Here is a 12,670-nt window from a genome sequence, read left to right on the forward strand (position 1 = left end):
GTGAAAATTAAAAGATAGGTTTTGGGCTATCCGGCCAGCGGCTTGCCTGATTTTTTAAAAAAATTAAAAATTAACGATCATGATACAAACGCCTCCTTCTGCCGACCGCCTCGCTGATGTTTCGTTTTGGTTTAAAGCCGCCGAAGTAAGCGCCTTTCCGGAAAACGGTGGGGCCTGCGTGAAATACCAGGACCAACAAATTGCGGTATATCACTTTGCTAAGCGCAACGAGTGGTACGCTTCTCAGAACTTATGCCCGCATAAACAGCAAATGATTTTGTCGCGCGGCCTTATCGGTGACCAGTGCGGCGAACCCAAAGTGGCTTGTCCGTTTCACAAAAAAACATTCTCGTTGCTCACCGGTGAAAACCTGAACGGCGAATGCTACCACATTGAAACTTACCCGGTTAAAATAGAAGACGGCTACGTGTACATCGGTTTGCGGGATTAGCACCTCACCCTAAATCCCTCTCCTCCAGGCGAGGGACTTCAAAAACGTGCACAACTCCCCTTCTCCTGGAGGAGAAGGGGTAGGGGGATGAGGTTCCAAAAATCACTGCTGGCGCGAGCGTCCACGCTCGTGTCTAACCATCTGGTAGGCCTCTGGCCGGGTGAACCGATAAACTTAAAAAAGCCAATCAGCAACAAGTTTCTACCGGCCAGAGGCCGGACGATAAGCATCACGAGCGATGACGCTCGCGATATCAGAATTTTAAAAATCCCACGCTAGCAAATTTTAAAAATTTCATTGCCATCCATTTAAACAAAATCAATCCACCCGTGTAACCGCCTAAAATCCATGAAGAAGAAATACCTTATTCCGTTTCTTGCCCTATTTGCTTACCAAGCGCAGGCGCAGATTACCATTTCGGGGCAACTGCGTACCCGTACGGAGTTACGCGATGGATTTGGCAATTTGCCGAACAAAGGTGCCTCGCCGGCCTTTTTTACTTCGCAGCGGGCCCGCCTGAATTTGGGCTACAGCCTGGATAAAATTAAATTTTTTACGGCTATTCAGGATGTACGCATTTGGGGGCAAGACGCTTCTACGATTAGTAACGCCGACGGCAATAAATTAATGCTGCACGAAATGTGGGCCGAAATCGTGCTCGCCAATGCTGCGGATTCAACAGCTGCCATTAAAGGCCTGGATTACTTTGGTTTAAAAATCGGCCGTCAAGAAATAAGCTACGACGATCAACGCTTACTCGGCAACCTGGATTGGTTGCAGCAAGCCCGCCGCCACGATGCGGCCATTTTTAAATTAATGCACAAAGGTGTGCAGTTAGATGTAGGCGTAGCTTATAACCAAAATGCTGAATTAAAAGAAGGCAGAATATACGTGCCGGGTAATGTGCCCACAGGAACAACTACCGGGCAGATTCCGGTAACCGGAACAGTAAACCCAGCGGGTACCAACGGCATCGGGCAAATGTACAAGGCTTTTCACTATGCTTACCTGAGTAAAAAAGTAGGGGCATTTAAGGTATCAGGGTTGTTATTTAACGATTATTTTCAAAAATCCAGGGTAACTACTACGGGCCGTATTTTCACGAAGGGCCTGAATTCCCGGTATACCACCGGCCTAAATGCTGCATTGCTGCCAAGCCCCACGAATAAATTAATGTTGAATGTTTCGGGTTATTACCAGGGAAACAAAGATAAAGAAGGAAACCCGCTCAAAGCTTATTTTGCCAGTATCTACAGCAGCTATTCTTTTGGTGTATTTTCGGCCGGTCCGGGTTTTGATTTTTACTCCGGCAACAACGGCGAACAGACTACCAAAGTCAATCACCGTTTTGATCCGCTCTACGGCACACCGCATAAGTTTGGTGGTTTAATGGATTATTTCTACGCCGCCGATGGTCACGGACCAGCGGGTCTGAAAGATTTTTATGTAAAAAGTCGCTATACCAAAGGTAATTTTTCTACGGCCGTAGACCTGCACCAGTTTTTATCCGGCAACCAGATTGCCTACCGCGAAAATAATGCGGATGCCTTAACCCGCTACCAATCCAACCTGGGCACCGAAGTAGATGTGATTTCTACTTTTACTTACGGCAAATACATCACCTTCGAAGCGGGTTATGCCCATATGTTCGGTACTAATTCCCTAAACCGTATCAAAACTTCCGGGTTTCCGGCCGCTAACAACACTTACCTGCCCAAGCAGCGCCAGGCCAACTGGGCTTACCTCATGATTAACATCAAACCTGAATTCCTGGCTACTAAAGCTACGGCGCAACCGAAAGCCTAAAAAAATTAAAAATAATTTACTAACCATAACCAATCAGTCATGACGCTACTATCCAGCCCTACAGTCGGTAAAGCCACCAAAATCAAGATTTTTAGTTTTGCCGGCCCGCACATGCGTACGTTTCATATTACGTGGTTTGCCTTTTTTCTTTGTTTTGTTGCCTGGTTTGGCGTGGCCCCGTTAATGCCAGTAATCCGCGAAGAGTTTCATTTAACTAAAGCCCAAATTGGTAACATTATTATCTCCTCGGTAGGTATTACCATTTTTGCCCGCTTGTTTATCGGCTGGCTGTGCGATAGAATTGGTCCCCGGATTACCTACAGTATTATTTTAATTCTGGGTTCGTTGCCGGTCATGTTTATTGGCCTAAGCAATAGCTACGAATCCTTTTTGCTGTTCCGGTTGGCCATTGGCGTAATCGGGGCATCGTTTGTGGTAACCCAGTTTCATACCTCATTAATGTTTGCGCCTAACGTAGTAGGCACCGCTAATGCTACTACAGCAGGTTGGGGCAACATGGGCGGTGGCGCCACTCAAATTATTATGCCCCTGATTTTTGCCGGGTTTATTGGTTTGGGTTACGTAGATACGGCCGCCTGGCGGTATGCAATGGTAGTACCCGGAGTTTTGTTATTCTTGATGGGGATTGCCTATTATAAATTTACCCAGGATACCCCCGAAGGCAACATAGCCGATTTAAAAAAGAACGACCCGGCTTACCGGATGAAAGCAGCCGAGAGCAAAGGCGCTTTCTGGAAAGCCTGCAAAGATATCCGGGTGTGGATGCTGTTCTTAATCTACGGTGCTTGCTTCGGTATCGAAATCACCATCGACAACATTGCCGCCATTTACTACTTCGATAAGTTTAAGCTGAACCTGGAAACAGCGGGTTTAATTGCCGGTCTGTTCGGAATGATGAATATTTTTGCCCGCACCCTGGGCGGTTATTTCGGTGATAAAGCTGGTATCCGGTACGGTTTAAAAGGTCGGGTTTTATTTCTGGCGTTCGCTTTATTCATGGAAGGTGTGGCCCTGATTCTTTTCTCCCAAATGACCGTTTTACCCATTGCCATTGCCGCCATGTTGTTCTTTAGCTTATTCGTGAAAATGTCGGAAGGAGCTACGTTTTCCGTGGTACCATTTATTAATAAAAAAGCCATTGGCTCTGTGTCCGGTATTGTGGGAGCTGGCGGTAACGTAGGCGCCGTACTAGCCGGTTTTCTCCTGAAAGACGAATCCTTAACCTACAGCGATGCTTTATTTATCATTGGTTGTACGGTAATGGCGGTATCATTCGCCTCGTTCCTGGTACGTTTCACCAAAGCCCACGAAGCCGAAGCGCAACAAGAAATGAACGAGTCTTTAGGTACCGTTCCGACCAGTTCAGAAACCCCGGTTCCTGCTATCGCATAAATCAGAATCGCGTATTTCGAATCGCGGATATACACAGATTTGACGGATTACGCGGATTTTAGAATTAGCAAATTTTTAAAAATCTTGAATTCCAAGACAAGCTGAAGCTAAAAGCAAAGACACCAGTTTGGCTGTTGAGGGCCTTCTAAGGTTCCGGTGCTGCATAGCAGCATTCCGCAGACGGAGTCGAGGAAAGGAAGCTTAGACCGCCCGAAAGAGCCAAACGAGGCCCGCCGGCCATGAGGCAAAACTTGAAGTTAGCAAGTTAGATAGCACCGTAGCAATCGGGGATTGCAAATCCCCAGCAAGTAAGCTTATGGATTACAAATCCGAAAGAGCGAAAATAAAAGGTGAAATACCTTAAATAATGGAGATTAAAGCAAATGAAAAAGAATAAGAGCCATCGTTTTAAAACTACCTGTTCATACTGCGGCGTAGGCTGCGGCATTGTGGTGGAGCAAGACGCGAAAGGTAAAATTCGGGTAGAAGGCGATGCGGAGCATCCGGTAAACAGAGGCATGCTTTGCTCCAAAGGAATGAATTTGCACTATGTCGTTTCGGACCATTCTGACCGGTTGCTGTACCCCGAAATGCGCTGGGCTAAAAATCAACCGCGCCAACGGGTAAGCTGGGATACCGCCTTAGACCGGGCTGCCGCCGTTTTCAAAACCATTATTGATAAGTACGGACCCGATTCGGTTGGCTTTTATGCGTCCGGACAATGCCTGACAGAAGAATATTACATCGTGAACAAACTGGTAAAAGGCTATTTGGGTACGAATAACCTCGATACCAATTCCCGGTTGTGCATGAGTTCGGCAGTGGTGGGTTACAAAATGGCCCTCGGCGAAGATGCTGTCCCGGCAAGCTATGAGGATATCGAATTAGCCGATTGTTTTTTTATTGCCGGTGCCAATCCGGCTTGGTGCCATCCCATTCTTTTCCGGCGTTTAGAGCAGCACAAAGAACAGCATCCGGAAATTAAAATAATTGTAGTTGACCCGCGGCGTACTAAAACCTGCGCGCTCGCTGATTTACACTTACAGATAAATCCGGGTACCGATATTGTTTTGTACCACGCTATTGCCCGTTATCTCATCGAAGAAAATTTGATTGATGAGGCTTTCGTGCAGAACCATACCGATGGATTTGAAAATTTTAAAAACTTTGTTTTTCAGACCAGTATCGAAGAAGCGGCTTTTATCTGCGATGTGTCTGTTTCGGATATAAAACTGGCCGCTACTTACATTGGCAATGCCAACGGTTTTATTTCGATGTGGGCCATGGGCCTGAACCAAAGCGTAATAGGGGTAGATAAAAACCTGGCTTTATTAAACTTATCTCTCATCACTGGGCAGATTGGTAAACCAGGTTCCGGGCCTTTGTCCTTAACCGGCCAGCCAAACGCTATGGGCGGTCGTGAAGTAGGTGGTATGGCTAATTTGTTATCGGCGCACCGCGATTTAGCTAATCCCGTGCACCGCCAGGAAGTGGCGAATTACTGGGGGGTGCCCAGCGTACCCGCTCAACCCGGCCTTACCGCCACCGAAATGTTCCGGGCACTACGCGAAGATAAATTAAAAGCCGTTTGGATTATTTGTACCAACCCCTTAGTAAGTTTGCCGGAGGCCGGTATTATAGAAGAAGCTTTGAAAAAAGCCCGTTTTGTAGTGGTCCAGGATATTTCAAACAAAGCCGATACCTTACAGTACGCCGATTTAATATTGCCTGCGGCCGGTTGGCTCGAAAAAGAAGGCACCATGACTAACTCCGAGCGACGCATAAGCTACTTAAACAAAGTAGTATCACCTCCCGGCGAAGCCTTGCCCGACGTAGAAATTCTTTGCCGTTTTGCCAAGAAAATGAATTTCTCTGGGTTTGATTACAAACGAACCGATGAAATTTACGAAGAGCACGCCCGCCTGACCAAAGGAACCAACATTGATATTAGCGGCTTAAATTACGAAGCGTTGCAGGAAAAACGCAGCATCCAATGGCCGGTTCCGGCATTGGGTCATGAAGGCACGCCTCGCTTGTTTACCGACCATCAGTTTTACACCCCAAATAAACGCGCTAAAATCTTGTCCCCGGCTTCGGTGCATAACCAGTCGGAGCCGGTGAGTCCGGAATTTCCTTTGATTTTAACTACCGGCCGTATTCGTGACCAATGGCATACCATGACGCGCACCGGGAAAGTAAATAAACTCAAGCAACACTTAGGTAAACCCTTCCTGGAAATTAACCCGTTAGATGCTGCTCTGCGCGATATCAATGACGGAGATACCGTAGAGATTGTAAGCCAGCGCGGTAAAGTTCGGGTAAATGCCGTGGTTACAACCGATATTAAAACCGGCGTGATATTCCTGCCCATGCACTGGGGAAAAATATTAAACCGCGATTTTGGCCGTACCAACAACTTAACCAATACCCTCGTCGACCTAAAATCGAAAGAACCGGATTTTAAATTTTCGGCGGTACAGGTTCAGAAATACCAGAAGCCGTTCGAGAAAATAGTCATTATTGGCGCCGGGGCAGCTGCTTACCGTTTTATCAATACCTACCGAGAGAAGAATATTACCGACGATATTCATGTGTTTTCGCAGGAAGCTTATCCGTTTTACAACCGGGTATTATTGCCCGAATACCTGAACGGCCACCTGAACTGGGAACAACTCGAAAAATTTAAAGCCGGTGAACTTGCTAAGTTAGACGTGTACCTGCACGAATCCACGGGTATCCGGTCCATTAACCGGGTAGCCAAAACTGTTACTGATACCCACGGCAAAGTTCACACTTATGATAAGCTAATTATTGCTACCGGTAGCCGGGCCTTCGTGCCGAAAGATGTACCCATGGAGCTGCCGGGTATTTTTACCATGCGTAACCGCGGCGATGCCGACCGTTTAAAAACTTTCCTGAACCACCAGGGGCACGTAGTAATTGTAGGAGGAGGTTTACTAGGTTTGGAGTTAGCCGCCTCCTTACGTGAAATAGATATTAACGTGTCCATTGTGCAACTGAGCTCGCGGCTCATGGAGCGGCAACTCGACTTAATTTCCGGGGATTTACTGCGCGAGCACATCGACGAGATGGACGTTAAAGTTTATTTCAACGACCAGGTACAAACCATTTTCCCGAATAAAAACGAACCTGGACTGGTAGTAAATTTAAAAAGTGGAAAAGCCTTACCGTGTAACGCAGTAGTATATGCCGTAGGAACGCGCCCCAACGTAGAACTTGCCCTGGAAGCCCAGATTGCCTGCGGTCGCGGAATTTTAGTAAACGATTACTTACAAACCACTACCGACTCCGACATTTTTGCCATGGGCGAAGTAGCCGAATTTAATGGTGTAGTAAACGGCATTACCGCAGCCGCCGAGCAACAAGCCGATGTCGCCGCCCGTTTCCTGGCAGGTGATTTCAGTAGCTATTATTCTGGCTCCATCTTCATGAATATTTTAAAGCTGGCTGATCTGGACTTGTGTTCTTTAGGCATGGTAGAAGTGCCCGATAATAGCCCGGACTACGAAGAGGTGATTTTTACGGACAAAGCCAAACGCTATTACAAGAAATGCATTATCCATCAGGATAAGTTAGTGGGAGCTATTTTGATGGGTGACAAAAGCGAATTTGCTGAGTTTAAAACCCTCATCGAAAATAAAATTGAATTATCGGAAAAACGCATGGAATTGCTCCGGTCCGGTAAACCGATTGCGCCGGTTATGGGTAAACTGGTGTGCTCCTGCAACAACGTAGGCGAAGGAAATTTAACCGCCATGGTAAAAGGCGGCTGCACCGATTTCCGGCAACTATGCCAGCAGTCTGGCGCGGGGCTGGGCTGTGGTTCCTGCAAACCCGAAGTAAAAGCCATTTTGGAACGGGCTTTACCATCGGAACCAATTTCAGTGTAGTTAATTTTTAAAATTTTGCTGGCTAATTGCTGGCGCGAGCACGCCTCGCTCGTGTCTACCATCTAGTAGGCCTCTGGCCGGACTAACGGATAAACTTAAATTACGAGCAAATAATACAAAGCTACTACCGGCCAGAGGCCGGACAATGGGCATCACGAGCGAGGACGCTCGCGATAGAGAACAGAAAAGGAAATTGAAAATGATAATGGTGAAATGGAGGTTTGTTGAATCTCTAACCTTTCAACTTTCCAACTTTACAACCCTAAAACTTAAACCATGGAAAAAAGAGATTTAGTCCGGGTATTTGCCCGGGGGGGAGTAGTGTCGCCGGGAGATTTAAAGCAGATTCTGACAACTGCTAGTGAGTTTGGGAACGAGGTGATTCATTTTGGGTCGCGGCAGGATATTCTGTTTCCGGTAAGTATCCGCAGCAAAACGATTCTGGATACTACTTTTCAGGCCATTCGCACGGACTATGATTTTGGCGGCAAGCATTACGAAAATATAGTTAGCTCATACGTAGCCGCCGATATATTACCCGCCACCAGCTGGCTGCACTCTGATACCTATTTGTATATTTTGGATGATTTTGAGCGCTATCGTCCGCAACTAAAAGTAAACATTGCTGATCCCCGGCAAACGCTGGTACCTCTTTTTACCGGAAATTTAAATTTTGTGGCTTCCAAGCAGGAAAATTACTGGTATTTGTATGTTAGCTTACCCAAATACGGAAATAAATTGGTTTGCTGGCCAGCCTTGATTTATACTTTCGATGTGGTGCGCACGGTAAAAGCCTTGGAAGCGGTTTACCTGGATCAACCTAATTTACCCATTACCGGTTTGTACGACCAAACCAACGCCAGCATAAAAGCAAATAACCGGCCTTTGCAAAGCGAACTGGAATTACCTACTGTTCCTTTCCCGACGTACGAGGGCATGAACAAAATGGCCGGCGATAAATACTGGCTGGGGCTTTATTGGCGCAATAACCAGTATACCATTAACTTTTTGCAGGCTCTCTGCGATTTATGCGTGCAAACCAATATTGGTAAAATCAGCATTACGCCCTGGAAATCGTTTATTATTAAAGGCATTGCCGAGTGCGATAAAATAAAATTTGAAAAGCTGCTGGGTAAATTCGGGATAAACATGCGGCATTCGTCGCTAGAACTAAACTGGCACTTGCCGGTACTCGACGAAGAAGCTCTGCAGTTGAAACGTTATCTCGTACGCACCTTCGACCAGAACGACATTAGCACCGAAGGTTTAACGTTCGCGATTAAAACGGTTCCGATGGTCTTGTTCACCTCCATCGTGATCGAGAAAAATCCGGCTTCTAAGTATTCCGATAAGTACGAACTGCTGCCCACTTACAATGTTTTGTACTGCCGAGATTTCAATCCAAACAAACGCGATTATCTGGCTTACGCGAAAGATGTGTTACAAGAAGACCTGGCGCCTCTGCTCATGGAATTAAGCCGCTTGTACTACGAACAATTACATTACGAGCCCGAAGTAAAAGTAAGTAAGCCAACCGTGGAGCAAAAATCCCTGCACCCGGTTTACCAATGCTCCCATTGCTTAACGGTTTACGATCAAGCTTTTGGTGATGAAAATGCGGGTATTCCGGCCGGAGTTACTTTTAAAGAGTTACCATCATCGTACGTTTGTTCGTTGTGCGAAGCACCTAAAAAAGATTTTGTGGAACTGCATCTGGAAAAAACACCGCATTAGAATTTTAAGAGAGGCTCTAATTTTTTAAAATGTCGAGTTCGTCAGGAAATTAAAGGCTCTGTACAAAGAACACGGAACCTATTAAAGCTTAGAGCGGATTTTGTTTTGCGTAAGCTGAAAAGCCATTTACTTACCATCTGCTTAAAGGCAATAGAAATGTTGCCCGGTAGAAACTTCTACATTTCCCGGAAAATTGTGTAAGTTAGAGGCTTTTTAAAAGACGATGATACCAGTTGACGAAGCTTTTGCCCGAATAATGGCCCAGAAAATAGAGCTGCCTGTTGCCGAGGTTAGCCTGGAAGAAGCCGTAGGAAAAATTTTGCGGGAGCCCATTTATGCCGACCGGGATTTTCCGCCGTACCACCGGGTAACCATGGATGGCATTGCGATCCGGTACGAATCGTATCTGGCTGGTGAAGATACTTTTCGGGTAGAAGGCATGCAACTGGCCGGGGCACCAGCCCAAACTTTAACCCACAAAGACGAGTGCCTGGAAGTAATGACCGGCGCTATTTTGCCCAAAAATACCGATACGGTAATCCGCTACGAAGATGTAAGCATTATTGAACGGCGGGGAAAACGTTACGCGCATATTTTAGCTGCTCCCAAAATGCGGCTCCAGAATGTACACCAGCAAGGCTCTGACCGGAAAGCTACAGATTTACTAATTCCGGAAGGTACTCTTTTATCGCCTGCCGAAATAGCCGTGGCGGCTACCGTGGGTAAAGCGAGTTTAAAAGTTACGCAAGCGCCCCGGGTGGCGATTATCTCAACGGGTGATGAATTGGTGAAGGTAACCCAAACGCCTTTGCCCCACCAGATCCGGAAATCTAACAGTTATATGTTGCAGGCGGCCATGCGCGAACAAAACGTGTTGGCCGATGTATTTCATTTAATAGATGATAAATCGTTGCTACTGGATGAACTACAACAAAAATTTAAAAAGTATCAGGTGCTGGTGTTAAGTGGGGGCGTAAGTAAAGGCAAAGCCGATTTTATTCCGGAAGTTTTACAAGAATTAGGCGTAGAGCAGGTTTTTCACGAGGTAGCTCAACGGCCTGGTAAGCCATTCTGGTTCGGGAAACAGGCGGCTGGTCCGGTAGTTTTTGCTTTGCCGGGTAATCCGGTTTCTACGTTTGTGTGCTATTATAAATACATCAGGCTCTGGCTGCGGGCAATATTGGGCGCTGCGCCCGCCTGGAATCTGCAGGCTCATTTAACCACCGAAATTACTTTTAATCCCAAGCTTACTTATTTTTTACCGGTAAAAGTTTTTATTTCCGCTACTGGCTGGCGCGCGCAACCCGTGCCCATTGGTGGGTCCGGCGATTTTGCCGGCTTGCTGGCCGCCGACGGATTTCTGGAGCTTCCGCCAGACCAAATCAAGTTTTCGCCAGGAGATACTTTTCCGTTTATTGGTTTTAGAAGTTAGTAATCCGGATTTTTTTAAATAATTCTTTTTCCCCGTAGATAAAACAGATAGTGGTTGGTTAGCTACCTGTTTTACTGCGCTTTCGGATTAAAGAAATTTTAAAAAATAGGAATAGCTATGTCGCTACATTCAGAATATAATGGTTAAAATGCAGCATTGTTTTATGCATTTAATCTATTCCGAAAGAAATGGCCATTCCGAAAAATAACCCGACTTTTTTAACCAGCACCACCGATAGAAGGACCTTTATCACATCGTTAACCAAAGCCGTTGGGGCTTCGGCATTGCTGGCTAGCCCGTTCGTAACAAATGCCGGAAGTTTAAATTTTCCTCAACAATCGTATACGGTTAAGCAAATTATAGATTTGTTTTTGAAGGAAATACCGGAAGCTCCGTTTGATAAAACCGTGGATACTTTAAAATCGGGAAGTATGGATACCAAAGTTACCGGTATCGTAACTACCATGTTTGCCACCGTAGAAGTAATCCGGAAAGCCATTGATTTAAAAGCTAACTTTATCATTGCGCACGAACCCACTTTTTATAGCCACCAGGATGATACCGAATGGCTTCAAAAAGACGAGGTGTATCAGTACAAAGCTAATCTACTAAAACAACACAACATTACGGTTTGGCGTAACCACGATTACCTGCATACCCACAAACCCGATGGTGTTATGGCGGGGCTGGTAGCTGCTTTGAGTTGGCAAAAGTATGTTCAGTCCGGATCTCAGGCCCGTTTTGTACTACCTGCTACTTCTCTTAAAGATGTAATATCGCATGTAAAATCAAAATTAAATATCCAGATGGTGCGTTACGTAGGAGATCCTACGCAATCCTGCCAGAAGGTTTTGCTTTTACCGGGAGCATCCGGCGCCAGAAGACATATCGCGGAAATAGAGAAAGAGAAGCCCGATGTAGTGCTGGTGGGCGAAGCGCAGGAATGGGAAACCGTAGAATACGTGCGGGATGCCCGGGCGAAAGGCGATAAACTTTCGTTAGTGTTGTTGGGGCACGCTGTAAGCGAAGAACCCGGCGCAGAATGGATGGCTTCCTGGCTCAAATCTAAATTTTCTGGCTTAAAAGTAACGCACGTGGTGTCTAAAAACCCCTTGTCTTTTATGTAGAAATTTTAAAATTTTGACTTGAGCTATGACCTTCACTGGCGCAAGTCTTAGCGGAGCGAGACTTGTGCCGGAAAGACATTGGTCAGTCTCCAGACTGACGTGTTTAAGTATTGCTATTCGCCAGTCTGGAGACTGGCTTTTGTATATTAAGCACAAGTGACGCTTCGCTTAACACTTGCGCCAGCGTATGCCATTATAAGGGAAGATAGGAGATCTTAAACTGGTCGTTTGTTAATGTCTGCAGTCTAAATCTTTCTCCACTATAATTCTCAACTGTTTCTCCTTACCTACGTCAATCAGGTCATCAAACCCAACTAAGTTGGTATCAGTCCATTTTTTTGCCATTGCTTCCGGAATAGAAACCGTAATAAGGTTGTTGGTAAAACGAACGCTCACTTCTTTATCAGAAGTTTGTTGTAGAAGATAGCGCAAAGCGTTGGTAGTATCGGGGCTAAAGGTAATCGTTTCTTCTACCTGGCCTGTGTCGGCAAATTGCGTAACTTCGGCTTCGGAAAGGCGCAAACGCAAACTGTTTCCTTGGATTCTGAGTTTCATAGTATATTAGTCCATAGTCCATAGTCGATGGACCATAGGATTATAGTTAAATTTGTTTTTAGTCCATAGTCTGCAATCAGGTAGACTATAGGACAAAGATTATTACTGAACTCCTAAATTGTTTAGGAAGAAAATTACGCCTTCCTTTCGCAAACGTACAACGTATTACTTAAAACATACAACCAAGATAACCTTTTAACTTTATAACTTTCCAACTTTTCAACCAACTTGTAACCTGTAA

At 45.7% G+C, this 12,670-nt stretch carries 8 protein-coding genes; 7 read left to right on the forward strand and 1 reads right to left on the reverse strand.

Annotated elements, in window-relative coordinates; genetic code table 11:
• Positions 1 to 79: 79 nt before the first annotated feature.
• The 7 genes from nirD (at position 80) to HUW51_RS12030 (ending at position 11,874) form a co-directional block, all read left to right on the forward strand.
• Complete coding sequence (nirD, locus tag HUW51_RS12000) at positions 80 to 451, forward strand: nitrite reductase small subunit NirD (RefSeq protein ID WP_185274259.1); 372 nt, start codon at positions 80 to 82, stop codon at positions 449 to 451.
• A 348-nt stretch (positions 452 to 799) separates the two neighbouring features.
• Positions 800 to 2,257 (forward strand): alginate export family protein, encoded by a 1,458-nt coding sequence (locus tag HUW51_RS12005; protein WP_185274260.1) that lies wholly within the window; start codon positions 800 to 802, stop codon positions 2,255 to 2,257.
• Positions 2,258 to 2,296: 39 nt separating this feature from the next.
• Positions 2,297 to 3,670: a NarK family nitrate/nitrite MFS transporter gene (locus HUW51_RS12010; protein WP_185274261.1), complete on the forward strand. Its 1,374-nt coding sequence runs from the start codon at positions 2,297 to 2,299 to the stop codon at positions 3,668 to 3,670.
• Positions 3,671 to 4,053: 383 nt separating this feature from the next.
• Positions 4,054 to 7,581, forward strand: coding sequence for a nitrate reductase (locus HUW51_RS12015; protein ID WP_185274262.1), 3,528 nt, complete (start codon positions 4,054 to 4,056; stop codon positions 7,579 to 7,581).
• A 276-nt stretch (positions 7,582 to 7,857) separates the two neighbouring features.
• Complete coding sequence (locus tag HUW51_RS12020) at positions 7,858 to 9,315, forward strand: rubredoxin (RefSeq protein ID WP_185274263.1); 1,458 nt, start codon at positions 7,858 to 7,860, stop codon at positions 9,313 to 9,315.
• A 223-nt stretch (positions 9,316 to 9,538) separates the two neighbouring features.
• On the forward strand, positions 9,539 to 10,747 hold the full coding sequence (locus HUW51_RS12025) for a molybdopterin molybdotransferase MoeA (RefSeq protein ID WP_185274264.1): 1,209 nt from the start codon (positions 9,539 to 9,541) through the stop codon (positions 10,745 to 10,747).
• A gap of 188 nt (positions 10,748 to 10,935) precedes the next feature.
• Positions 10,936 to 11,874, forward strand: coding sequence for a Nif3-like dinuclear metal center hexameric protein (locus tag HUW51_RS12030; RefSeq protein WP_185274265.1), 939 nt, complete (start codon positions 10,936 to 10,938; stop codon positions 11,872 to 11,874).
• A gap of 231 nt (positions 11,875 to 12,105) precedes the next feature.
• Here the strand turns inward: HUW51_RS12030 and HUW51_RS12035 are convergent, their stop codons facing one another.
• Entirely contained in the window at positions 12,106 to 12,429 is a 324-nt protein-coding gene (locus tag HUW51_RS12035) for a DUF7009 family protein (RefSeq protein WP_185274266.1), read from the reverse strand.
• Positions 12,430 to 12,670: the final 241 nt, after the last annotated feature.

Origin of the sequence: Adhaeribacter swui (assembly GCF_014217805.1) — a bacterium.
GTDB lineage: Bacteria > Bacteroidota > Bacteroidia > Cytophagales > Hymenobacteraceae > Adhaeribacter > Adhaeribacter swui.